The following is a 23,822-nucleotide window of genomic DNA, read 5'->3' as shown; positions in this document are numbered from 1 at the left end:
TTTGATTGATCATTTTAAACGTTAACAAGTACGCGGAATGAATGCAAAAAATATCAGCTCAACTCTCAGAAGCCTCGGTGACCCCGACATCGCCGAGCATTCGCAGCGTTTTTTCAAAACGGGTGAGGGGGAGTATGGAGCAGGGGACTTTTTCCTCGGCATCCGTGTTCCCGTACTTCGGAAGCACGTTGCACGGTTCCGGGCGACGCCGTTGGATGAGGTCGCGGAGCTGCTGCATTCCGCCTATCATGAAGAGCGCCTCTTCGCTCTGCTGCTGATGGTCGCGAAGTACGAGCGCGGCGACGCGGCGGAGAAAGAGGCGGTTTACAACTGCTACATGGCTAATACCGACTATATCAACAATTGGGACCTCGTCGACAGCTCCGCGCCTTACATTGTCGGTAAGTACCTGATAGCAAGGGACAAAGCGGTCCTCTATACGTTCGCACAATCCGAAAGCCTGTGGGAACGCCGCATTGCGATCATGGCGACCTTCTACCTTATCCGCAAAGGACAATTCGACACGGCGCTGGAGATTGCGGAACTGCTGTTTGCCGATACCCATGACCTTATCCACAAGGCCGTCGGCTGGATGCTGCGGGAAGTCGGCAACAGAGACCCTGCAAGAGAGCGGGCGTTTCTTGCCTCCCGTTACAAGACAATGCCTCGGACGATGCTGCGCTACGCCATCGAAAAGTTCCCGGAGGCAGAGCGCAAGGCTTACCTGAAGGGGGAGGTGTAGCCTCATATCCATAGAACGGCGATTGCATATTTTCCGGCATAAACCCAGGGTAGAGAGAGGGCCATGCCAGAAGAACAGAGCGATTTGCAGCGCCGGCTGGAGAAGATCCGCGTCCAGTTTCTATTTGACCACCCGTTCTTGAGCGTCCTGGCACTCTCCCTGCCCATGCGCTACCGCAAGAACCCCCACGAAGCCTTCGAGACCGATGGGACGGCCATCTATGTCGATACGACCATGGCCGAAACCATTCCCGAACAGCAGCTCAAGTACATCTATGCCCATACGCTGCTGCACATCATGCTCAAGCACCCCTTCCGTATGGGCGGGCGCGACCACAAGACGTGGAACCGCAGCAGCGACGTCGTCATCAACTTGCTGCTCGATGATTTCGAGCGGGTCGGCGAGCGGCCCGAACACGAAGTGATGATGGAGAAGTACCGCGACCAGAGCGTCGAGGAGGTCTACAACGCGCTTTACCAGGAGAACCCGGAGGGGGAGGGCACGCCCGACGACGAGAACCCGCAGGAACAGAAGCAGGACCTCATAGAGAGCGAGGGCGACAGCGAGGCGGCGATGGAAGAGATCGACGCGCTGATCGTGCAGGCCATGGGCGCGGCGCAGAAGCAGGGGAACATCCCGGCCTCCTTCCTGGAAGTGATCCGCGAAGTCACCCGCCCCAAGATCGACCTCGCGACGCTCCTGCACACCTATATGACGGAGAGCTTCTTCGACAAGCAGAGCGACTTCTCCCGGCCCAACCGCCGTTTCATCTACCAGGGGCTCTACCTGCCCGGGTACCGCCAGGAGCACAACCGCCTCAACCTCTACATCGCGCTGGACCGTTCCATGAGTATCAGCCGCGACACTTTCTCGAAGTTCCTCGGCATCATCGATTCGGTGCTGCGTCTCAGTACCGACTTCAAGGTAACGGTCATTCCCTTCGACGATGAGGTCGACAAGGAGAAGATCGTCACCTACGATGCCCAGGCGCTCAAACCGGAGGTCGCTTTCGAGAAGGGCAACGGCGGGACGCAGTTCGCACCGGTGCTGGAGTACCTCAATACGGCGGACGAGGCGGCGGCGACGCTGATGGTGCTCAGCGACGGCTTCTTCAAGATAGAAAAGGCCTCGCACCTGCCGACGCTCTTCCTGGTGAGCGAGAAACGCAATATGAAGCGTTTCGAGCCCTATGGCGACGTCTTCTACTTTGATCTGTAAGGAGGTTTGCGTTGTATAAAAGCATCAAGGATGCGCGGGCATCCCGCCGAGGGAGACACAGCGTCAGCGTAGGCAGCCGGACTTTGTTCGGATGCCGTGAGGAGTAGATATGTACGACCTGAGTTACAAGGAAGAGATCGAAGCCCTCAAGGATGAACCGGACTTCGAGACAAGGGGCGACGAGCTCTACCTCTACCACGAGGATGACGAAGCGCGGCTGGAGTGGGCCTTCTACCGCCCCTCCGGTTCGCACCCCGAGCAGGTGAGCGACAAAAACGTCATGGTCTCCATCATGGCCTTCAACCACTCGCGCCTGGGGGCGTATGAACGCTTTACGCGGCTGCATCCCGACGTCATCGCCAACGACCGCCTGCGGGTCAAGGTACGCAACCGGAGCCGGATGCTTTTCCGCGCCATGGTCGACAACGACTTTACCGAGCTGGTGCAGGTGCTGGAGTACGCGCCGGTCTTCATTGACATGGCCTGCGACCAGGTCATCAACGGCCGGATCTGGAACGAACACTATGCCGACCTGGGGGCCGCGACGAGCTTTTTGAGCATGGCCGAAGGTTTCCTGGACGACAAGTTGGTCGAAGGGATGAAGCGCCGCCTGCAGCCGGTGCGCAAGTTCACCTATGACGAGGCGAAGGCCTACCTGGAGACGCTGAGCAAACAGGCACAGAATTTGCATCCTCTACTCAAAGCGCACTATACCGAGGCGTATGAGACATGGGTGGAAAAGACACAGTTGCATCCGCTGCAGCGGATCGCACTGCAAAAACAGATAGCGGCTTTGAAGGAGTGAAAATGTCCGAAGAGAGTGTAGAGATGTCCGAAACTGGGATGGATATGTCCGAACCGATTGACAAGACGCGGATTCTCCGCAGCGTGATGAAGGCGATCTACAACCTCGCCGACGAGGAGAATTACAGCGTCTACGAGGCGGAGGATATCGCCTTTTACCTCGGGCTGGACCAGAAGCTCGTCGACGAGGCGATCGAAATCCTCTGGGATGCGGGGTGCCTCAACCACTGCATGACCGAGGACGATGACGGTACGACGACCTACTGCCTCACCGACAAAGCCATCGATATGGTCGAACTGGGATGACGCTGGTCCTCTTTTACGAAAAGCCGGGCTGCGCCACCAATGCGCGTCAGAAAAAGCTGCTCTATAAAGCGGGCTGTACGCTGATCGTACAGAACCTTCTGGCGCTCAACATGGGGCCCGACGAACTGCGGACCTACCTGGACGAGCGTCCGGTGGCCGAGTGGTTCAACCCCAATGCCCCCGCCGTCAAAGAGGGGAGGGTCGACCCTACGGCGTTCAACGCCGAAACGGCCCTCTCCATGCTCCTGCAAGATCCCATCCTGATCCGCCGGCCCCTTATCAGCGTCAACGGTCACCGCATGTGCGGCTTCGACCAGGCGAAAATCGAGGGGATCATCAACACGCCGCTGGGCACGCCGATTGACAACAGCTGCTCCTCCGAAAACGGCGAACCCTGTCCGGAACCATAATTGCAATAAGTGCGGTAATCAAGGCTCAAGGAGAAACGATGCACGCTTTGGACAACTACTTTCGCACGAAGTTCAGCTTCATGGCAATGGTCTATATCGGTCTGATCGCCGTTGCCGTCTACGCCAAACAGTTCTAACCGCTTCGGGACCGTCCACTGTCCCGCAAGCGCACCATTTCCTTCTCTCTGACACTATTTCTACTCTTGTACAGCATATCCCGAATTTCTTTCCGTTATTAGTTCCGCAGCAACAACCGATGTGACGGTCGAAACGTAACAATATTGTTTTTTAACGTGGCGAATCGGCGCTTTAGGAAGCATACCGTATCATGCAGAGAACGAAAAAAATATGAAAGATTGTGGTTTGACAGCATGAAACGACTTTTTTTGCCGTGGATATTGTTGCCCGTGTGCCTGTCGGCGGACATCTTCTCGGCGAGCGTCGGTCAGTTTGAAACGCCCATGGCGGCCCAGGAAGCACGGCAACATCTCCCGGACGATCTCGCGCTGTACTGCGTGACCTATGGGGAGCAGGGCAGTTACACTGTGCGCTGTTTTGTCGGCAGCAGCGAAACGGATGTCCGGGAAAGCGCGGCAAAGCTCGGGGTGGACGCTTTTGAAACGGTCAAAGACGATCCGGGCAAGATCCGTCAGCTTTTTGTCGACCGCCTGTATGAGGTGGCGCGGGTGCAGGGTGCGTCGGCTGCCTGCGACGCCTCGCGTATGCTGGCAGCAACGTTTCCCCGTGACGGGGACGTATTGAAACAGTACGCGACGCTGCTCTTCTGGTCCGGGCGTACGGTGGAAGCGCAGACGCAGTTTGAGCAGCTCGTGTCGCTTGACCCGGCCTACACAAACGACCGCGTTTACCTGCAGCTCCGGACGGCGCTTCTGCTTGAGAGGGGCGAAACGCGTCTGGAGGAGGCACCGGGTGAAGTCCCGGCACTGATCGATGCGGAACCGGAGGGGGTCAGAAACGCTTACGACGTTATGATGCTCCGCGTCCGCGCATTGATCCGGCTGGAGACGTTCCCGGAAGCGGAAGCCGCCGCCCGGGCACTTTTGGAGCGCTACCCCGCCAGTGCGGAAGCAGAGGCGATCCTGACAAACCTGCTGCGCTGGCAGGGCAAAAATGCCGAAGCCGCCGAACGCCTGCAGCAGCGGTATGCCCAGCAGGGAGACACCGAAGCGGGGAAACAACTGGCGGCGCTTCATATGGCCTCGGGAGAGAGGGGCAAAGCCGAAGCGCTGCTTGAAACGCTCGTCGCGGAGCAGCCCGGGGATCCGGAAACGACCCGGATGTATGCCACGGTGTTGCTGCAACAGCATGAAAAATCGAAGGCGGGGGATGCCGTGGCAACACTGGAAGGCGAGGCGCTGGAGGCGTTCCGCACGACCTACCCGGAGCTTTACTGCCGCACCCGGGTCCACGCCTTCGAGGCCGGGACGGAACTCGCCTCCTACAGCGACGGCCGTGACGACGACGGGCGGGTCTATGCCGGCATCGAAGTGCCGATTGCGCGCCGGGTGCTCGTCGCCGCGGCTGAAAGGGTCTGGCGCTACGGCCTCTACGACACGAATGTCCGGGGAGAGCTTTACGACGCTTTCGGCAGCGGGACATGGGGCTACCTCTCCTTCTCTGCCGCGCCGGATGCGGCGTTCCTTCCCCGCTACAGCCTCGGCGGCCACCTTTACAAGGGGATAAGAAATTTCGAGGTCGGCATGGGGTATGTCTACAGTCATTACAAAGAGACGGATACACACCTGCTGGTCCCGGAGTACTCCGTCTATTTCGGCGACCGCTATACCTGGAACCAGAAATTCTACTGGATACCCGTGAGCGGCAGTTACGCGCTGCTGAACCTGCTGAAATACGAAAGCACCTGCCGCTGGGACGCCATGCTATCCTATACACGGGCCTCGTCGTCGGAGAAGGTCGACATCGGCAATGTGTTCAGCCATACGGACGCCGACATGCTCCGGGGGGAGGGGAGCTACCGGCTGTCGCCGGAGTGGATGGCGGGGGCCGCGCTTTTTTATGACCACTACCGTTCGGACACCGCGACATTCGACCGCCGGGGCGCGAGCCTCTACCTCAAAAGGTACTGGTGATGCCTGAAAACATACTCCACTCCTGGCTGATGTTCCTAACCGACCAGCTGCCGCTGGTCTGGGACGTGACGGTCGCATTTTTTCTGAGCGCGGTCGTGCTGCTCATTGTCCTGTCGGTATCGCAGTACTCCATCGAGCGCAGGAGGTTCAGCGTGGTCCTGCGCAAAGAGCGCTATCTCCCGCAGATCAGCCGCTACCTTGAAACGGGGCAGAACGACATCACGGTGAACGGCCGGCTTGATTACTATGCGCTTGCCGACGCCCTGACCGAGACGAACAGTTTTCTTCCCATCGCGGAACGCAGCAAGACCCGGGAGCTCGCCATGGCGATGGATGTGGACACCTACCTGCTGCGCCGGCATGAGACGAGCTGGTCGGAGGTGAAAAAAAAGTTCTTTTTCACGAAGATGCTTTTCCTCTATTCGCCGCGGCTGAAATCGTTTTTCAAGAAGATGATTGCAAAACATACCGACTTCGAAATGATGGTCTACTCCGTGTACGGTTTTGCGAAGCTCGCCGAAACGGACGAGGACCTGGACCATATTACGGAGGTGCTGCAGGGGGCATACAGCAGGGGGATCAGCCTGAAGTTCAGCGAGTTCGTCTATATGCAGGCGTTTGTCGACATCGCGTACCGGGAATTGGAAGCTTTCCTGAACGGGGCGCCGTTCCGTGACGCGCCGATGGTCATGGTCAGAAGCGTCGTCGCCGCACTGGGGGATACGAAGAAACGCGAATACGCCCCGCTGCTAAAAAGCCTGTTCGAACGCTACCGGGAGGATGAACAGTTCGTCGTCACCTATATACGGAGTCTCCACAAGATCGGGGCGATGGAGTGCGACGTGATCAGGGCGTATTACGACAGTCCCAACACGGTCACCCGCATCGTCTGTGCCCGGACCGGGCTGGACCTGTGCGGCAGGTCCGCGCTGACATTCATGTATGGCTACTTCTTCGATGAAAACTACTATGTCAGGAGAAACATCTTCGAAATGTGTAAAAAACACGGTATCGGGCGCGTCGAGATCCTGGATATCGTCACGCGCAATGCGGCCGGCAAAATCGTCGACCCCTTTTTCCTTGACAGCCTGAACGCCTTCTACCCGCTAGGAGCAGAACGATGAGCGAATACCTGATCTATCTTTTCCTGCTGCTTCAGGTCCTTTACCTGATGTTCCTCGTGTTTACGAACATGACGACGACGGTGTTTATCCTGATCTCTCTCAAACAGGTCATGGCCTATTTCTTCTCCGCCAAGAATGTCATCGTCAGCCGCATTATCAATTCGAACAACTATAGGCCGATGTCGATCCTGGTACCGGCATTCAACGAAGAGCAGACGATCATCGCCTCGGTCCACTCTTTCCTGAAGCTCCACTTCCCCGAGTACGAGATCATCGTGATCAATGACGGTTCGACCGACAGTACGCTTTCGCGTCTCAAAGAGGAGTTCGGCCTGGAACCGAGCAACGTCCCCGTACGGCTGAACGTTTCGCACCAGCCGATCCGGCAGACGTACACGTCGCCGGATTATCCGAACCTCATTGTCGTCGATAAGGCCAACGGGGGGAAGGCGGACGCGCTCAACTGCGGCATCAACGTCTCGCGCTTCCCGCTGTTTTGCAGTGTGGACGCAGACTCGCTGCTGGAGTTTGACGCGATCCTACGGAGCATCGTACTCTTCTCGCTGGACAGGCGGCTCGTGGCCATCGGCGGAAGGGTCAACGTCATGAACGGCTGCGACGTCGTCGAGAAGCATGTCCTGCGCCGCGGGCTGCCGGAGACGCAGATCGAATCTTTCCAGGTGCTGGAGTACACCCGCGGGTTCCTCGCCGGGAGGATCGCCTGGGAACGTTTCGGCGCGCTGCTGATCATTTCCGGCGCGTTCGGCGTTTTCCGCAAGGACATGGTCCTCTCCATCGGCGGCTACCGGCATACTGTGGGCGAAGATTTCGACCTGCTGGTGCGTATCCATCGCCATTGTTACGATAACAATATCGACCACACCGTCCGCTTCCTGCCCGATACGATGTGCTGGACGCAGGTGCCGACCGACTACAAATCGCTGCTGCGCCAGCGCAACCGCTGGCACCGGGGGCTCATCGAGACCCTCTACCACAACAAGAAAATGATTTTCAATCCGAAATACGGCAGGGTGGGGATGCTCGCGCTCCCCTACTATCTGATGGTCGAGGGGATTGCACCGATGGTGACGTTCATGGGGCTCGTCTCCATCATCACGCTCTACGTTTTCGGCCTGCTGAACCGCGAAGCGCTCATCGTCTTTTTCCTGCTGGAGTTCGCCTGGGGGACCGTGCTCAATATCGGCGCCCTCTCTTTAGACATGTTCGTCAAGCGCCGCCTGACGAAACTGAAGGACATCTACAGGCTGCTGATGCTGAGTTTCCTTGAACCCTTCCTCTACCGGCCGATGCTCAAAGTGGAGGGATTCCTCGCGATGTTCAACGTCTTTAACCGCTCATGGGGACATATCAAAAGGAAGTCGATTTGAAATGGTTGGACAGCCTGCGCTTCTGGAGTGTGCGCATTCCGCTGCTGCTGACGTTTCTGAGCTACTACTTCCTGATGGTGCTGACCAATTTCGACAAGGTCGAGGCGTATGCCAACCCGCTGCAGCCCTTCAAGGGGAGCGTCTATTTTATCGACAATCATATCTATGCCGGCCCTTACCCGGACCCGGAAGCGTTGGCGCAGCTGCAGGAGAGTCATGGGGTCCGGCGCGTGGTTTCCGTCCTGAACCCCGAGGTGCCGTTCGTGCGGGAACTGGCTCAGAGCGAAGCGGAGGCGTGCCGGCGCCTGGGGATGGAATGTATCGTCCTTCCCGGGGCTGACGCCCGGGAGCTCGCCGGGGTATTGGCGTCGGCGAAGGTCAGGACCTATGTACACCGCTATTTTATGACGTCCGATTTCAAAAGTTTAGTGAAGGAAGCGGCTTCAAAATAGGAACGTAGATATCCGGAAGGAGAAGAGCTCGTTTTGGAAAAAAGGTTTGATTTTGATTTGAAGGTTTCGATTGGTTGCGGGAATAGGATTTGAACCGCTAAAGGCCGTCACGAGAACGTGAACTGCTTCACGTTCTCAGGCCGACGCGCACGGTCGATGTACGAAGTACCGAACGGGCCGATGACCTTCGGAATACATCAGATAAGAAAAAAGCTCGTTTTGGAAAAAAGGTTTGATTTTGATTTGAAGGTTTCGATTGGTTGCGGGAATAGGATTTGAACCTATGACCTTCGGGTTATGAGCCCGACGAGCTACCGAACTGCTCTATCCCGCGATCGTTATGAAAAGGTGGATGGGGTAGAGGGATTCGAACCCCCGAATGCTTGGACCAAAACCAAGTGCCTTACCGCTTGGCGATACCCCAGTCCGTTTCTACAACTGCTCTGTGTCAGTTGAGGCCGAAATTATAGGCAATCTACACCGGAATGTCAAGGGTTTCAGGGAGAAATTTGTGAAATTTTTTTATTGGCTATAATTGCAACTATTATATACGGATTTCATAAAACACGTCCAAATCCGACACAAGGTTCAGGGAGAGAAATGACACCGATCGAACGGGTAAAAAAAGCGATTGACGCGATCAAGCGCGGCGAGATGGTCATCATGATGGATGACGAGGACAGAGAGAACGAGGGGGACCTTGTTTACGCATCGGTCTTCTCAACGCCGGAGCACGTCAACTTTATGGCAACGCACGCCAAGGGGCTCATCTGCGTTGCCCTTTCCGACGCGACGGCCAAACGGCTGCAGCTCGCACCGATGGTGACGTCCAACACCTCGGCGCATGAAACGGCCTTTACCGTCTCCGTCGATGCGGCGGAAGCGACCACGGGGATCTCCGCGGGCGAGCGTGACCTCACCATCCGCATCCTTGCCGATCCGCTCAGCCGCCCGGAGCAGCTGGCACGCCCGGGGCACATCTTCCCGCTGATCGCCAAAGAGGGGGGTACCCTGGTGCGTACGGGGCATACGGAAGGCTCTGTCGACCTCTGCCGTCTTGCGGGGCTGAGCGAGTCGGCCGTCATCTGCGAAGTGATGAAAGAGGACGGCACCATGGCGCGCCGCGACGACCTCGATCTCTTCGCGGAGAAGCATGCGCTGCAGATCGTCTATATCTCCGATATCGTCGAGTACCGCATGGCCAACGAGACCCTGGTTCACAGCACGGGGGAGACGGAGATCGAGTTCTTCGGCGTCAAGGCCAAGCGCCACGACTTCGAAGACCACGACGGTAACCACCATACGGCGGTCGTCTTCTACAATGTCGGCGAAACGGCCAACGTCAAGGTGCACAACGTCATCCCGGACCTCGACCTGCTGCTGAACCAGTGCAAGTACAACCGGCTGATCGAGAGCATCGAGTACCTCAAGCTAAACAGCGGGGTGCTGGTCTTCATCAACAACCCCGACGCGACGGGCGGCAATATGAAAGAGTACGGCATCGGCGCGCAGATCCTCAAATCGCTCGGGGTGAGACATATGCGCCTCATTACCGACGCCAATGCTCCCTCCTTCGTCGGTCTGGGCGGTTTCGGCCTGGATGTCGCCGAAGTGATCCACCTGGATGCCGATGAATGACCACGGAAGAGAGGGCGCTGCTGCGGCGCACGCTTGAGGAAGCACGCGATAAAACTGCCGGCGAGATCGCGCAGCTGGAGCCCCAGCTCGAACCCATCGCCCCGGACTGCTGCCTGGGCGACGTGATACGCGAGGAGCTGATGGGGGAGCAGGAGGTCGCCGCTAAGGCGTATGAGGCCGCTGTGAGGCGCAGGAACCGTCTGGCCTACGCGCTGTCGCGCATCGATTCCGAGAACTTCGGGGTCTGCGAAGTGTGCGACGAACCCATTGCGCCGGCGCGGCTGGCGCTCATACCGGAAACGACACTCTGCGTGGCGTGTGCAAGAGAGAAGGGGGAATGATGGAAGACAAAGTGTTCAACAAACCGATCGAGAAGCAGTTTGAGTTTGACGAACAGATCGCGGCGGTCTTCGACGACATGCTCAAGCGCTCCGTCCCCTTCTACGAGGAGGCGATGGCGCTGACGAAGCGGTTCGCACTGGCGTACCTGCGCGAGGGCGGGCGGCTCTACGACCTGGGCTGCTCTACCGCCTCGACGCTGCTGAGCATCGAACGGGACCTGCATGTCGGTGCTGAACTCGTCGGCATCGATAACGCCGCCTCCATGCTCGAACAGGCGCATCGGAAACTCGCCGTATTCGGTTCGAAAATACGGCTCGAAGAGGCCGACATCATGACCTTCGCGTACGAGCCGGCCGACGTCTTTATCACGAACTACACCCTGCAGTTCGTCCGCCCCCCGGTGCGCGAGACGCTGGTACAGCGCATTTTCGACGCGCTCAACCCCGGCGGGGTCTTCATTTTCAGCGAAAAGGTCGTCAGCGAGGACAAGCGGCTCAACAAGCTGCTCATCGACGGCTATTACGACTTCAAAAAGACGCAGGGCTACAGCGAATACGAGATTATGCAGAAGCGCGAAGCCCTGGAGAACGTCCTGATCCCCTATACCGAAACGGAGAACCGGGAGATGGTGACGCGCTGCGGCTTTGCGCACTGCGAGACGATCTTCCGCTGGGGCAACTTCGCGACATTCATCGCGTTGAAGCGCTAAGCATTAAGCGTTAAGAGAATGCTGAAGATTTGGCTTAGCGCTTAACGCTACATGCTTAATGCTATTACGAGGAACGACCATGACCGTCATCGATCATTTCAAAAAGCTCTGTACCATCCCGCACTGTTCCGGCGACACGGCGCAGATGCTTGCCTACCTGAGCGAAAAAGCGCAGGCGTACGGCTATGCAACGCACACGGATAGCGCGGGGAACCTGCTCTGTACCCACCCGGACGCACAGGTGACGCTGCAGGCGCACTATGACATGGTCTGTATCGGCCGGGCCCCGGCGCTGGAGCTGTATGAAGAAACAGGCTGGCTGCATGCGAAAGAATCGACGCTCGGCGCGGACAACGGGATGGGGATGGCGATGATGCTGGCCCTGATGGAAACGGGAAGGGCGGTCGACTGCCTCTTCACTTCCGACGAGGAGACCGGGCTCGTCGGCGCGCGGGCCCTCGCCGTTCCGCTCAAGACCCCCGTGATGCTCAACCTCGACAGCGAGGAGTTCGGGGAGATCACCGTCGGCTGCGCGGGCGGCGTCGACCTGAACGTCACGCTGCCGCTGGCGCGCACGTCGCGGGAGCGCTACTGCTACGAAGCGGTGGCCGAAGGGTATCCCGGCGGGCATTCGGGCGTCGACATCGACAAGCACCTCCCCAACGCCATCAAGGAGCTCGCATCGAATCTTTACGACCTGGGGGCTTCCGTCGTCTCCATCGCGGGGGGCGAGCGCCGTAATGCCGTTCCCAAACGGGCCGTGGCGACGGTCGCGTTCGAGACGGAAGTAGATGATGCGATGCTCCGCCCCCTGGGAAAACAGCAGTGCGAGATCATTGAAAACCCGCTGCTGCCGATGCTGCACGCTTTTGCGCACGGGGTCCGCGATTTTGATGCCGGACTGGGCATCGTGCGTACGAGCATCAACCTCGCAGAGATCGCGACGTCCGAGACGGCACTCACGATCAAGCTCAGTGCGCGTTCGATGATCGAGGCGGACCTGCGCCGGATCGAATCGGAGACGACGGCCTATTTCGAGGCCTTCGGAGCCTCGGTGGAGAGCGAAGGGTTCTATGCCCCGTGGGAGCCGGAGCAGGAGGGGTTCGTCGAAGAGGTCAGGGCAGCCTACGAGGCGGCCAGCGGCGAAACGGTCTCCATCGGGGCCATCCACGCCGGGCTGGAGTGCGGCATCATCAAGAAGCATTTCCCGCAGATGCAGATGGCCTCCATCGGACCGACCATCACACACCCGCACTCGACCCGAGAACGCGTTGACCTCGAGAGCGTCGGACGAGTGTTCGAGGTTGTAATGAAAGTTTTGGACAAGAGCGCTAAGCGTTAAGCAATCGGCGCTAAGAAAAGAACAAGGATGACCTATCATCCTTCCCTTAACCCTTAACCCTTAACCCTTAACCCTTAACCCTTAACCCTTAACCCTTAACCCTTAACCCTTAACGCTTAACGCGCTTTAAACCCCTCGGTACTCTTACAGTACGCCTTCAAAAAACACTCCGTATCGCATTTGGGGTTCTTCGCCGTACAGATGTAGCGGCCGAAGAGGACCATCCCCTGGTGCAGGGCGTGCAGGTCCGTTTTGAACTTCTTGACGAGGGTCTCTTCGGTTTTCAGCGCCGTTTCGTCGTCGCTGAGCCCCAGACGATGGGCGACGCGGAAGACGTGGGTGTCGACGGCCATCAGGTTGGCGCCGGTGTATTCGATCATCACGACATGCGCCGTTTTCTGCCCGACGCCCGCGAGGGTGACAAGGTCTTTTTCGTTCATCGGAATCTCGCCCCCGTAGACTTCAATGACCCGCTGCGCCATCTTGATAATGTTGACGGCTTTGTTGTTGAAGAAGGAGCAGCTGTTGATGATCGCTTTGACGTCGTCGACGTCGGCCGCGGCCAGGGCTGCGGGGTCGGGGTAGTGCTCGAAAAGCGCGGGGGTGATCAGGTTGACCCGCTTGTCCGTGCACTGTGCCGAGAGGGCGACGGCGATGACGAGCTCGTAGGCGTTGCGGTAGTCGAGCTCCGTGACGGCCTCGCTGTAGCGCTCCATCAGGGCCGCTTTGATGGCTTCGATCTCTACTTTGGTGGCTTTTTTCACTTTTTTCATGGGTGCAATTGTAGCAAAGCGGACCGGATTAGGGGTTTGAAATTTTGATATAAGTGTAATAAATGTAAAAGCTTGGGATGGCTACACTATGAAACTTAACATTGTGAAAGATTGTGAAAGGAGCACCCGATGGGATTGATCAGCTGGCTTTTCGGGAAGCACACAGATGCGGGAGACCTTCCCGACGACTACATCAGCAAGTCGCTGTTGTTCAGTTATCTTGATGCGCAGAGCGCGACGGTAATGTTTTTCAGCCCGGCAAAGGGATGGGTGGGGGCCAACCTCGCGTTTTACAACACCTTCGGTTTTAAGAACATGGAGGAGTTCCGTGAGAAGTACGACCGGATCGCCGATTTCTTCAACGATCCGAACTACGAGATCTTTGCCGAGAGTGATGAACTCTGGCTCCGGCAGCTCGAGCGCGAGGCGGAAAAACCGCCGCAGGTACATGTGAAACTCCCCAACGGCGAGACGAAAGTGTTCGCCCTGCGCAGCCGGGTCTTCAAAAGCGGCTATAACGGCCTTTCGTTCCTGGAGATGACGGACGTCACCGAGCAGGAGCGGGCGCGTATGGAACGCGAACGCGCGGAGACGGCCAAGCAGCAGTTCCTGCACAACATCTCCCACGAGTTCCGTACGCCGATGAACGGTATCATGGGCTTCGTCGAACTGCTCAAATCCTCCCACCCCTCGGCAACCCAGCGCGACTACATCGAGATGATCGAGCGCTCTTCGCAGTACATGATGAACAACATCGAGTCCCTGCTGGACCTCGCGCAGATGCAGACCGGCCGCCTCAGCCTCGACGTCACCGAGTTCAAGCCGATGGGCGAACTCGAAGCGCTGCTCAGACACTACGAGTACGAAGCGCGCCAGCGCGGCATCGGGCTTTACGTCTTTATCGATCCGGCCCTGCCGACCTACATCGAGGCCGATCCGCGCAAATTCCGCCAGGTGATCTCCCTGCTGGTCGACAACGCCGTCAAGTTCACCGAGTCCGGGGGCAGGGTGCATGTAGACATCCGGGTCGCCAAGAAACATGCGAACGACCTCTATACCCTCCACGTCAGCGTCAAGGATACGGGTGTCGGGATCGCGCCGGAGCGCCTGGCAAGCATTACCAAGCTCTTCGAGACCGGCGGGCACTCCGACAACCGCCTGGGCGTCGGGTTGACGCTGACCGAGGGGCTGCTGCATATGATGGGCTCCTGGCTGGAAGTCACCTCCGAAGAGGGGCGCGGGTCGCACTTCTCCTTCAACCTCAATGTGACCGGTACGACCGTGACCAGCTTCGACCCTATCCGCGACCACAGCGCGAAAGTGCTGCTCTTCGACGATGACCGCCTCTTCGACGGCAACCTGCTGAGCCGCTACCTGCAGGCGTTCGGCCTCTCGGTGACGAAGGTGCACTACACGGAACACGTCGACTGCGGCGAGACGGATATCCTCTATATCGTCGCACCGAAAGAGAACTCGGGCTGGCTGATGCAGCTGGGGGCCTTCGAGTCGCACCCGTGCCGCTTCGTCATGCTGGTCGACGAGGAAGAAGTCCTGCCGGAGCGCGTGCGCCAGGTGGTTGATTACACCCTGAAAAAACCGCTGCTCCCTTCACGGATCTCCAAACACCTGACCCAGGTTCTGCAGCTGCCGGTCAGAAGCGTCGAAAAACCGCAGGGCACCGAGCGCAAGATCAAGGCCCTGGTCGTCGAGGACAACATCATCAACCAGCGCCTGACCAAACTGCTGCTCGAAGAGTACAACCTCTCCGTCACGGTGGCCGCCAACGGGCACGATGCCGTAGAGCTGTGCCGCAAATACCCCTTTGACGTGATCTTCATGGATATCGACATGCCGGTCAAGGACGGGATCGCCGCGACCCAGGAGATTCACAAGCTCCCGCTCTTCCGCGAACATCCGGCCCCTATCATCGCCGTGACGGCCCTGGTCATGGAGGGCGACCGCGAACGCATCCTCGGCGAGGGGCTGGACGACTACCTCGCCAAACCCCTGGGCCGTGAAAAGCTCGAGGGGATTCTCGAACGCTATCTGAGCAAACCTGCCCTCTCCTAAGGCGGCCCGCCCCGGCCGTTGGGTATCTGTTTAATATTCGTAAATACAATACTTTCACTTTAAACAAAGGTGAATGAATGAAGCTTATCATCAAATCATTGATGGCGGCAGCGCTGATCAGCGTGAGCGCCTCTGCGGCAGTCGTGGCCACGGTCAACGGGAAAACGATCACATCCGAAGAGGTGAATGCGGTCCTGATGGAGGGAACGCAGGGTCGTTTTACCTCTCTGCCGAAAGAGAAGCAGGACGAACTGCAGCAGCGCGTCGTTGAGGGCCTCGTCATGCAGGAGCTCGTCTACGAAGCCGCGAAGAAAGAGGGTGTCCTCGATTCCGCAAAATACAAAAAAGAGTATGACGATATCGTCGCGCGTATTGAGAAACAGCTGGCTGCGAAAGTCTGGCAGGAGAACCTGCTCGAAGGTATCAAGGTCACTGACAAAGAGGTCAAGTCCTACTACGACAGCCACGGCGACGAGTTCGAACAGAAAGAGAAAGTCCATGCACGCCACATCCTCGTGAAAACGGAAGATGAAGCGAAAAAGATCATCGCCGGCATGAAAGACCTCAAGGGCGACAAGCTCAAAGAGAAATTCATCGAAGAAGCCAAAGCGAAATCAACCGGTCCGAGCGGTCCGAAAGGCGGCGACCTCGGGTTCTTCCAGCAGGGGCAGATGGTACCGGAATTCAACGATGCCGTCTTCGGTATGAAAGTGGGCGCGATCACGCCGGCACCGGTCAAAACCCAGTTCGGTTACCACATTATCTATCTCGAAGAGAAGCAGGCGGGCAAAAAAGCGACGCTTGATGAAGCAAAACCGTTCATCGAACAGCGCCTGAAGCAGGAGAAATTCCAAAAAGAGATGGAAGCGAAAACCAAAGCGCTCAAAGACGCAGCCAAAATCACCTACAGCAAATAATTTGCACCTCTTTCCCGCACCGTTCGAGCCCTTCCGGTTTGAAGGGCGGGAGCTTTACCTCAAACGCGACGACCTGATAAACCCCCTTTTCAGCGGCAACAAATACCGTAAGCTCTACGCACTGCTGCAGACCCCCTCCGACGCCATCGATACGCTGGTCTCCTACGGCGGCATCCAGTCCAACGCGATGCTCTCTATCGCCGCGCTCAGCCGTCTGAAAGGGTGGCGTTTCGAGTACACCGCGAAAACGGCGCCGCACCACCTCAAAACCGACCCGCAGGGGAACTACCGCCAAGCTCTGGCGCTGGGGATGCAGCTTCACGAGGTGCATCCGACGGCGTACGATGCAGCCATAAATGCACTGAAAGGGCGTGCCGAAGCGGATGAACGCGTACGGTTGATCCCCCAGGGCGGTGCCGACCCGGCCGCGGAGGCGGGGGTATCGGTACTGGCCGAAGCGATCCGCCAGTGGCAGGCGGCACAGGGCATCAAGTGTCTCAATGTCGTGACGCCCTCGGGGACGGGGACGACGGCGGCCTACCTGGCCAGAGCCCTGCCGGAGTGCCGCATTGTCACGGTCGCGGCCGTCGGGGACCCGGCTTACCTCCGGCGGCAGATCGAAGCGCTGATGCCGATGCCGCCTAACCTGACGATCCTCTCTACGCCCTACCGTTTCGGCAGCCTGCACGACGCGCTGCTGCAGACATACGAAAAACTCAAAGCGGCAGGCGTGGCATTCGACCTGATCTATGCACCGGTGATGTGGCTGGCGTTAATGGAAGCGTGGGATGAGCTGGAAGGGGAGGTGTTGTACGTGCATTCGGGCGGCGTCAGCGGCAACGAGACGATGCTCGCGCGCTACGCACGGCGCCCTTAGTTGCGGTTCATGGCGTTGAGGTCGGCAAAGGCCTGCTCGACGCGCGCTACCAGGCTCTCCTGGCCGGCACGGAGCCATTTGCGCGGGTCGTAGTATTTCTTGTTCGGCTTGTCTTCGCCTTCGGGGTTGCCGATCTGTCCCTGCAGGTAGTCGTGGTACTTCGCGACATAGTCTCTGACGCCGTCCCAGGTCGCCCACTGCGTATCGGTATCGATGTTCATCTTGATGACGCCGTAGCCGAGCGCCTCGGTGATCTCTTCGGGGGCGGAGCCGGAGCCGCCGTGGAAGACGAAGTTGACCGGTTTCTCAGCGGTGCCGAACTTCTCGGCGATGTACTGCTGCGAGTTGTCAAGGATCTTCGGCGTCAGGACGACGTTGCCCGGCTTGTAAACCCCGTGGACGTTCCCGAAGGAGGCCGCGACGGTGAAGCGCGGACTGACCTTGCTGAGGATCTCGTAGGCATAAGCGACGTCCTCAGGCTGGGTATAGAGCAGGGCGTTGTCGATGTTGGTATTGTCGACACCGTCCTCTTCGCCGCCGGTGACGCCCAGTTCGATCTCGATGGTCATTCCGATCTTGTCCATGCGCGCCAGGTACTCGGCACAGGTGGCGACGTTCTCTTCAAGGCTCTCTTCGGAGAGGTCGAGCATGTGGGAGCTGAACAGCGGTTTGCCCGTACGGTCGAAGTGCGCTTCGCCCGCGTCGAGCAGGGCGTCGATCCACGGCAGGAGCTTGCGCGCGGCGTGGTCGGTGTGCAGGATGACGGGGACGCCGTAGAGTTCGGCCATCATATGGACATGGTGCGCCCCGCTGATCGTCCCGGCAATGGCGGCTTTTTCGCCGTCGTTGGAGACCCCTTTACCCGCATAGAACTGGCCGCCGCCGTTGGAGAACTGGATAATGACGGGGGAGTTGACCTTCGCCGCCGCTTCCAGGACGCCGTTGATGGATTCAACGTTGACGACGTTGACCGCCGGGAGGGCGAACTTGCCCGCTTTCGCCGCTGCGAACACCTTCTGGACGTCGTCTCCGAAGAGGACGCCGGGTTTGACCAGATCGAGAATACCTTGTGCCATAAAAAGATCCTTGGGACAGAAAATTTCTAATGCGGATTATAGCGCTTTTCGCTATGATAACCGTTAAATACGTGCGTATTTATTACGCGAAGGTTGCACGTCATGGCATTTGATCTCTCTTCGGTCCTGGTGATCGGCATCTCCTCCCGGGCGCTCTTCGACCTGGAAACTTCCAACCGTGTTTTCGAGGAGGAGGGGCTTGAGGCGTACCGCGCCTACCAGCTCGAACACGAGAAGGTACCGCTGGAAAAAGGGACGGCCTTTCCGCTGGTGGAGGCCCTGCTGGGCCTTAACGTCAAGGCGGGGAAACCGGTCGTCGAAGTGATCGTTATGTCGCGCAACTCCCCCGATACGGGGCTCCGGGTCTTCAACTCCGTCGCCCACTACGGCCTGCCGATCACGCGGGCGGCGTTCAGCGGCGGCACGTCGCTCTCTCCCTACCTGGAATCCTTCAAAGTCGATCTCTTCCTCTCGAAGTCCGAAGAGGACGTGCAGCAGGCGGTGGACGGCGGGGTGGCCGCCGCCGTGCTCTACGCGCCGCCGCAGACGGCCGGGCGCCACGATGACCAGATCCGGATCGCCTTCGACGCCGATGCAGTGCTCTTTTCCGAGGCGAGCGAGCTGATCTACAAGCGTGACGGCATCGAGGCGTTCTGGGCACACGAGAAAGCCCATGCCGACGAACCCCTCGAGGCGGGACCGTTCGCGAAGCTGCTGATCACCCTCTCTTATTTGCAGCGCCACTTCGCCCCGGCACCGTCGCCGGTGCGCATCGCCATCGTCACGGCGCGCAACTCGCCGGCGCACGAACGGGTCATCCAGACCCTGCGGCGCTGGGGCGTGCATGTCGACGAGGCCTTTTTCCTCGGCGGGCTGGGCAAGGAGGAGGTCCTCGAAGCGTACGGGGCCCATATCTTCTTTGATGACCAGGACGTTCACCTCGACGGGGCGTCGCGGGTCGTGCCGTCGGGCAAGGTGCCCTATAAGAGCGATTCGCCGATCCGTGCACTGATGCCCGAGGAGAAGTAGCCGTGGCCAAAGAGCAGAAGATCGAGCAGCGCTATGTCAAAGATATCAAGTCGTCCGACGTCTGGTCGGTCTTCAAGATCATCGCCGATTTTGTCAAGGGGTTCGACGAACTGGGCGACCTCGGACCGGCGGTGACGATTTTCGGGAGCGCCCGGGTCGGCGAGGATCACCCCTGGTATGCCAAGACCGTTGAACTCTCAGGGAAGCTGGCGGCTTCGGGTTTCAACGTCATCAGCGGCGGAGGTCCCGGCATCATGGAAGCGGCCAACCGCGGGGCCTACGACTACCGGGAAGAGGGGATCGAATCGGTCGGGCTCAACATCGAACTCCCGACGGAACAGCACCCCAACCCCTATACGACGAAGGAGGAGGATTTCGACTACTTCTTCTCCCGCAAGGTGATGCTGGTCAAATACTCCACGGCCTACGTCATCATGCCCGGGGGGTTCGGGACCCTGGACGAGCTTTTTGAGGCACTGACCCTGATCCAGACGAAGAAAGTCGACGGCGTGTGCGTTTTCCTGATGGGGGAGGCTTTCTACGCGCCGCTGCTGGAATTTATACGAAACTCTTTGCTCGCCGAAGGGATGATCAGCGAGGAGGACCTGGCCATGCTGACGCTGACCGACGATGTCGACCTGGTCGTACGGGAGGTCCGTGAATCGCTGCGGATGCAGCTGCAGTCACTCCGGGCGAGCGGCCTCTCCGATACCCCCTATTACCAGAAACTGCAGCGCTTTTTCGAGGAGCGCTGCACGGGGGACGGCGCCGGGGCCGCGGAGCGTTAATGAAGCGTTTTTGATGCAGGGGTATGCTGGATGTCGATGAAAGGATGGCCCGTGGACGCGACCCGCTTGCTTTTGATCGAAGATGATGTCCAAATGGCGGAACTGCTGGGGCGTTTTCTGCGCCAGGAGGGGGTGTCGGTCGAACATGTGACGCGTCCCTCCCGCGCGATGAAGGCGCTGGAAGAAGCACCGTTCGACCTCGTGGTCCTTGACCTCTCCCTGCCGGAGATGGACGGGCTGATGCTCTGCCGCAAGATCCGTGAGCACTCCGATGTGCCCATCATCATCTCCAGTGCGCGCACCGACCTCGACGACAAGCTGACGGGGCTGGAGAACGGGGCGGACGACTACCTCCCAAAACCCTACGACCCGCGCGAACTGATGGCGCGGATCAAGACCGTGCTGCGGCGCCGGGGGTGGAGCGAGACGGAGCCGGAGGAGACCCAGAGCCGTTTCCGCATCGACGAAGAGGCGACGCTCATCTACTTTGACGGCGAGCCGCTGAAACTGACCCTGGCGGAGTACGAGATCCTGAAACTGATGCTGAAGCACCCCAACCGCACCATCTCCCGTGCCGATATCGCCAACAGTATCGAGTCGCACCGTTTCGACAGCGGGGTCGAGAGCATCAATATCCTTGTCGGGCGCATCCGTAAAAAGCTCGACCCGGGGCATTTTGACACCTTTATCCAGACCGTGCGCGGTATAGGCTACCGGTTTGACGAACATTAACCCCCGTTCGATCATCTTTGCCGCGCGCCTGGTCGGTGCCATTACGGCCCTGCTGCTGATCGCGGCCACCCTGATGGCGCTCTACCTCTCCATCCAGCTCGACAAACGCAACGAGATCCAGCGCGCCGTCATGCTCTACGACCTGCTTTTTATGACCAAGCCGACGCCCGAAGCTTTCGCGCGCTACCTTAAAGAGCACCAGCTCACCCCCGTCGGCGGGGAGGTGATGAAGCGGATCCGCGAAGAGGGTAAACCCTTCATCGAGGACCCGCTGCTGCGCCGTACTTTCCAGTCGGGCAACATCGAAATCTTCGTCTACGACATGCACTGCTACTACGCCTACAAGATGCACGACATGTATTACTACCGCAGCGACAAGGAGATGAAGCCCTATATGCTCTACATCCTCGTTGCGGCCGCCATCGTCCTGATCACGGTCATTCTGCTCTACCGCTATATGTCGGGCTCCATCGAACCGCTGCAGCACCTGCACCGGCAGATCCTCCGCTTTGCCGACGGGGAGAAGGGGATCGACACGAAGGTCGAGGGGAGCGACGAGGTGGCGCAGGTGGCCAACGCCTTCCACGACAGCGTCCAGAAGATCGAGGCCCTGCAGCGCAGCCGTTCGCTCTTCCTGCGCAACGTCATGCACGAACTCAAAACCCCGATCAGCAAAGGGAAGCTGCTGGCACACCTCCTGGAGATCGCGCCCAAGGACAAAGCGATCCTCGAGGAGCTTTTCGAACAGATGCAGGGACACCTGAGCGACCTGGCCCGGGTGGAGTCGCTGACGGCCCGCCACCTGCAGCTCGACATCCGCTCCTACGCCTGCGTCGATGTCCTGGACCAGGCGATCGACCTTCTGGGGGTGCCGCGATCGGAGCTGGAGATCGCCGTCGGCAGCGAAAAGATTATGGTCGATTTCGACCTCTTTGCCTATGCCCTGAAAAACCTGATCGACAACGCGGTGAAGTACGCGTCGCAGCGGCCGGTCACCATCGACTTTGAAGGGGGCTGTCTGCGGATCGCCAATGCCGGTGAGCCGTTCAAGGAGGAGTATACCCACTACCTAAAAGCGTACCAGCGCGACCTCTCCCAGCACTCCCTGGAGGGGATGGGGCTGGGGCTCTACATCGTTAACGAGATCGTGACGCGTCACGGCTATGCGCTGCGCTACCTCTACGAAGAGGGGCAGCACATCTTCAAGATTTGTTTTGATAATGACCCCGGTACGGAGCGGTTGCCTGAAACCTAGCGTTTGGGAAGAAAATATTAGGTTTAATTATCACATTGCTGTTACAATTGCGAAAAAATGCTGGAAGGGCAATGGAAAAGAAAAAAGTGCTTATCGGGATGAGCGGCGGGGTGGATTCGACAGTGACGACCATGCTGCTCAAGGAACAGGGATACGAGGTCGAAGGGGTGTACATGAAGCTGCACTCCAAACCGGGCTACCATGAGATCCACCAGGCACGCGCCCAGAAAGCGGCCGATTTCGCCGGGGTGAAACTGCATGTCCTCGACCTGCAGGAGCAGTTCAACCAGAACGTCTTTACCCCCTTTGTCGAGACCTACAAAGCGGGCCGTACGCCCAACCCCTGTGCCCTGTGCAACCGGACGATGAAATTCGGTGCCCTGGCGGATTTCGCCGACGAGGTCGGCGCGGACTACCTGGCGACGGGCCACTATATCAAGACCGACGGCCGCTTCCTCTACCAGGCCGAAGACGACACCAAAGACCAGAGCTACTTCCTTTTCTACGTCGACAAGAAGATCCTGCCGCGCCTCATTTTCCCGCTGGGCGAGCGCAAAAAGACGGATATCAAGGCCTATGCCGCCGCCGTCGAAGGGTTGGAGTCTTTCGCGTCACAGGCGGAGTCCAGCGAGATCTGTTTTGTTGAGACGACCTATGCCGACGTGCTCAAGGATTACGTGAACATCGATCAGCCGGGCGAGGTACTTGACAGCGAGGGTAACGTCGTCGGGGAGCATAAAGGGTATATGCACTACACCATCGGAAAACGTAAAGGCTTTACCGTTCACGGTGCGCATGAACCGCACTTCGTGCTCGAGATCAAGCCCGAGACGAACCAGATCGTCGTCGGCAAAAAAGAGGATCTGGAGATATGGGACGTCACCATCGGCAATATCAACCTCTTCGACGAGCGCAGCGAATTCGATACGACGGTCAAACTGCGTTACCGCACGAAAGCCGTCCCGTGCCACGTCACGATCGAAGGGGAGAAGGCACGGATCAAGCTGCAGGAGCCTGTCCTGGGCGTCGCAGCCGGACAGGCCGCCGTCTTCTACGACGGTGACAAACTGATCGGCGGAGGCTGGATCGAGTAGCAGCGATGGTCAAGGTTTTTGCCCTCATCCTTGTGCTGCTGGTGACCGCACTCTATCTCTTGAAATCAGATACAAAGATGACCCCCCTGCAATCCGGCGAAAAGATGCTCGCTTTCGGCGACAGTATCACCTACGGATACGGCGCAAAACCCGGTGAAAGCTACCCCGCGGTCCTGCAGACGCTGACCGGTATCCCGGTGATCAATGCCGGGGTGAACGGCGAGACGACAGAGGAGGGCGCGGTACGCTTCCCTGCAGCGCTGGAAGAGGAGAACATCCGGTTGGTGCTGCTCTGCCTGGGCGGGAACGATATTCTGCAGCAGCGCTCCAAAACACGTCTCAAAGCCAATCTCAAACGTATCGTGCAGATGGCAAAAACGAAGGGAATCGACGTCGTATTGATCGGTGTTCCGACGTTCGGGGTATTCGGCATGACGTCGCTGCCGCTCTATCAGGAGATTGCCGAAGAGGAGAAGATCGCCTATCTGCCTTCACTGCTGCCGGACGTACTGGCGGACAGGGGGCTCAGAGGAGACTATGTCCACCCCAATGCGGCGGGGTACCGTGTCATCGCAGAAAGGGTCGCGGAACGCCTGCACTCCCTGGGGTATGTCGAATAGGCCTC

24 protein-coding genes and 2 tRNA genes are annotated in these 23,822 nt (G+C 58.6%); 22 read left to right on the top strand and 4 right to left on the bottom strand.

Annotated features, from left to right (window positions below; all coding sequences use genetic code 11):
• Positions 1 to 37: 37 nt before the first annotated feature.
• The 9 genes from WCX49_RS07555 (at position 38) to WCX49_RS07515 (ending at position 8,555) form a co-directional block, all read left to right on the top strand.
• On the top strand, positions 38 to 742 hold the full coding sequence (locus WCX49_RS07555; RefSeq protein WP_345984487.1) for a DNA alkylation repair protein: 705 nt from the start codon (positions 38 to 40) through the stop codon (positions 740 to 742).
• Between the two features lie 63 nt (positions 743 to 805).
• Entirely contained in the window at positions 806 to 1,960 is a 1,155-nt protein-coding gene (locus WCX49_RS07550) for a VWA-like domain-containing protein (protein WP_345984486.1), read from the top strand.
• 109 nt (positions 1,961 to 2,069) lie between these two features.
• Entirely contained in the window at positions 2,070 to 2,765 is a 696-nt protein-coding gene (locus tag WCX49_RS07545) for a hypothetical protein (RefSeq protein WP_345984485.1), read from the top strand.
• A 2-nt stretch (positions 2,766 to 2,767) separates the two neighbouring features.
• On the top strand, positions 2,768 to 3,070 hold the full coding sequence (locus tag WCX49_RS07540) for a hypothetical protein (RefSeq protein ID WP_345984484.1): 303 nt from the start codon (positions 2,768 to 2,770) through the stop codon (positions 3,068 to 3,070).
• A complete protein-coding gene (locus WCX49_RS07535) occupies positions 3,067 to 3,480 on the top strand; it encodes an ArsC/Spx/MgsR family protein (protein ID WP_345984483.1) in 414 nt (137 codons plus the stop codon). Before WCX49_RS07540 ends, WCX49_RS07535 begins: the two co-directional genes overlap by 4 nt.
• 407 nt (positions 3,481 to 3,887) lie before the next feature.
• Positions 3,888 to 5,591: a YaiO family outer membrane beta-barrel protein gene (locus WCX49_RS07530; protein WP_345986797.1), complete on the top strand. Its 1,704-nt coding sequence runs from the start codon at positions 3,888 to 3,890 to the stop codon at positions 5,589 to 5,591.
• On the top strand, positions 5,591 to 6,715 hold the full coding sequence (locus WCX49_RS07525; protein WP_345984482.1) for a hypothetical protein: 1,125 nt from the start codon (positions 5,591 to 5,593) through the stop codon (positions 6,713 to 6,715). The genes WCX49_RS07530 and WCX49_RS07525 overlap by 1 nt, the downstream gene beginning before the upstream one ends.
• Positions 6,712 to 8,103: a glycosyltransferase gene (locus tag WCX49_RS07520; protein WP_345984481.1), complete on the top strand. Its 1,392-nt coding sequence runs from the start codon at positions 6,712 to 6,714 to the stop codon at positions 8,101 to 8,103. The genes WCX49_RS07525 and WCX49_RS07520 overlap by 4 nt, the downstream gene beginning before the upstream one ends.
• The gene (locus WCX49_RS07515) at positions 8,100 to 8,555 is read left to right on the top strand and encodes a hypothetical protein (protein ID WP_345984480.1); all 456 of its coding nucleotides are present in this window, start codon (positions 8,100 to 8,102) and stop codon (positions 8,553 to 8,555) included. Before WCX49_RS07520 ends, WCX49_RS07515 begins: the two co-directional genes overlap by 4 nt.
• Positions 8,556 to 8,812: 257 nt before the next feature.
• On the opposite strand, the gene WCX49_RS07510 is transcribed toward WCX49_RS07515, so the two are convergent.
• Positions 8,813 to 8,889 (bottom strand) — tRNA-Met (locus tag WCX49_RS07510).
• Between the two features lie 15 nt (positions 8,890 to 8,904).
• A tRNA-Gln gene (locus tag WCX49_RS07505) sits at positions 8,905 to 8,979 on the bottom strand.
• A gap of 176 nt (positions 8,980 to 9,155) precedes the next feature.
• Here WCX49_RS07505 and WCX49_RS07500 point away from each other — a divergent pair.
• The 4 genes from WCX49_RS07500 (at position 9,156) to WCX49_RS07485 (ending at position 12,586) form a co-directional block, all read left to right on the top strand.
• Positions 9,156 to 10,193: a bifunctional 3,4-dihydroxy-2-butanone 4-phosphate synthase/GTP cyclohydrolase II gene (locus tag WCX49_RS07500; protein ID WP_345984479.1), complete on the top strand. Its 1,038-nt coding sequence runs from the start codon at positions 9,156 to 9,158 to the stop codon at positions 10,191 to 10,193.
• The gene (locus tag WCX49_RS07495; RefSeq protein WP_345984478.1) at positions 10,190 to 10,534 is read left to right on the top strand and encodes a TraR/DksA C4-type zinc finger protein; all 345 of its coding nucleotides are present in this window, start codon (positions 10,190 to 10,192) and stop codon (positions 10,532 to 10,534) included. The genes WCX49_RS07500 and WCX49_RS07495 overlap by 4 nt, the downstream gene beginning before the upstream one ends.
• Positions 10,534 to 11,244, top strand: coding sequence for a carboxy-S-adenosyl-L-methionine synthase CmoA (cmoA, locus tag WCX49_RS07490; RefSeq protein WP_345984477.1), 711 nt, complete (start codon positions 10,534 to 10,536; stop codon positions 11,242 to 11,244). Before WCX49_RS07495 ends, cmoA begins: the two co-directional genes overlap by 1 nt.
• 79 nt (positions 11,245 to 11,323) lie before the next feature.
• On the top strand, positions 11,324 to 12,586 hold the full coding sequence (locus WCX49_RS07485; RefSeq protein ID WP_345984476.1) for a M20/M25/M40 family metallo-hydrolase: 1,263 nt from the start codon (positions 11,324 to 11,326) through the stop codon (positions 12,584 to 12,586).
• 116 nt (positions 12,587 to 12,702) lie between these two features.
• On the opposite strand, the gene nth is transcribed toward WCX49_RS07485, so the two are convergent.
• The gene (gene nth / locus WCX49_RS07480) at positions 12,703 to 13,359 is read right to left on the bottom strand and encodes an endonuclease III (protein WP_345984475.1); all 657 of its coding nucleotides are present in this window, start codon (positions 13,357 to 13,359) and stop codon (positions 12,703 to 12,705) included.
• A gap of 129 nt (positions 13,360 to 13,488) precedes the next feature.
• Here nth and WCX49_RS07475 point away from each other — a divergent pair, with 129 nt between their 5' ends.
• The 3 genes from WCX49_RS07475 to WCX49_RS07465 all read left to right on the top strand — a co-directional run bounded on the left by WCX49_RS07475 (position 13,489) and on the right by WCX49_RS07465 (position 17,223).
• Positions 13,489 to 15,429 (top strand): response regulator, encoded by a 1,941-nt coding sequence (locus WCX49_RS07475; protein WP_345984474.1) that lies wholly within the window; start codon positions 13,489 to 13,491, stop codon positions 15,427 to 15,429.
• A gap of 77 nt (positions 15,430 to 15,506) precedes the next feature.
• The gene (locus WCX49_RS07470; protein ID WP_345984473.1) at positions 15,507 to 16,346 is read left to right on the top strand and encodes a peptidyl-prolyl cis-trans isomerase; all 840 of its coding nucleotides are present in this window, start codon (positions 15,507 to 15,509) and stop codon (positions 16,344 to 16,346) included.
• A 1-nt stretch (position 16,347) separates the two neighbouring features.
• Positions 16,348 to 17,223 (top strand): pyridoxal-phosphate dependent enzyme, encoded by an 876-nt coding sequence (locus tag WCX49_RS07465; RefSeq protein ID WP_345984472.1) that lies wholly within the window; start codon positions 16,348 to 16,350, stop codon positions 17,221 to 17,223.
• Here WCX49_RS07465 and fbaA read toward each other — a convergent pair.
• Positions 17,220 to 18,299, bottom strand: coding sequence for a class II fructose-bisphosphate aldolase (gene fbaA, locus WCX49_RS07460; protein ID WP_345984471.1), 1,080 nt, complete (start codon positions 18,297 to 18,299; stop codon positions 17,220 to 17,222). The two genes, WCX49_RS07465 and fbaA, sit on opposite strands and share 4 nt — an antisense overlap.
• A 102-nt stretch (positions 18,300 to 18,401) precedes the next feature.
• Between fbaA and WCX49_RS07455 the strand changes: the two genes are divergently transcribed.
• The 6 genes from WCX49_RS07455 to WCX49_RS07430 all read left to right on the top strand — a co-directional run bounded on the left by WCX49_RS07455 (position 18,402) and on the right by WCX49_RS07430 (position 23,817).
• Complete coding sequence (locus WCX49_RS07455; protein WP_345984470.1) at positions 18,402 to 19,328, top strand: 5'-nucleotidase; 927 nt, start codon at positions 18,402 to 18,404, stop codon at positions 19,326 to 19,328.
• Between the two features lie 2 nt (positions 19,329 to 19,330).
• On the top strand, positions 19,331 to 20,116 hold the full coding sequence (locus tag WCX49_RS07450; protein WP_345984469.1) for a TIGR00730 family Rossman fold protein: 786 nt from the start codon (positions 19,331 to 19,333) through the stop codon (positions 20,114 to 20,116).
• A 51-nt stretch (positions 20,117 to 20,167) separates the two neighbouring features.
• Positions 20,168 to 20,848, top strand: a complete 681-nt coding sequence (locus WCX49_RS07445; RefSeq protein ID WP_345984468.1) for a response regulator transcription factor — start codon at positions 20,168 to 20,170, stop codon at positions 20,846 to 20,848.
• Positions 20,835 to 22,103, top strand: coding sequence for an ArsS family sensor histidine kinase (locus WCX49_RS07440; RefSeq protein ID WP_345984467.1), 1,269 nt, complete (start codon positions 20,835 to 20,837; stop codon positions 22,101 to 22,103). The genes WCX49_RS07445 and WCX49_RS07440 overlap by 14 nt, the downstream gene beginning before the upstream one ends.
• Positions 22,104 to 22,174: 71 nt before the next feature.
• A complete protein-coding gene (mnmA, locus tag WCX49_RS07435; RefSeq protein WP_345984466.1) occupies positions 22,175 to 23,197 on the top strand; it encodes a tRNA 2-thiouridine(34) synthase MnmA in 1,023 nt (340 codons plus the stop codon).
• A 5-nt stretch (positions 23,198 to 23,202) separates the two neighbouring features.
• Positions 23,203 to 23,817 (top strand): arylesterase, encoded by a 615-nt coding sequence (locus WCX49_RS07430; RefSeq protein ID WP_345984465.1) that lies wholly within the window; start codon positions 23,203 to 23,205, stop codon positions 23,815 to 23,817.
• The last annotated feature ends 5 nt before the right edge of the window (positions 23,818 to 23,822 follow it).

The organism is Sulfurimonas sp. HSL-1656 (assembly GCF_039645585.1).
Lineage (GTDB): Bacteria > Campylobacterota > Campylobacteria > Campylobacterales > Sulfurimonadaceae > Thiomicrolovo > Thiomicrolovo subterrani.
This window is presented reverse-complemented; position numbering and strand designations above follow the sequence as displayed.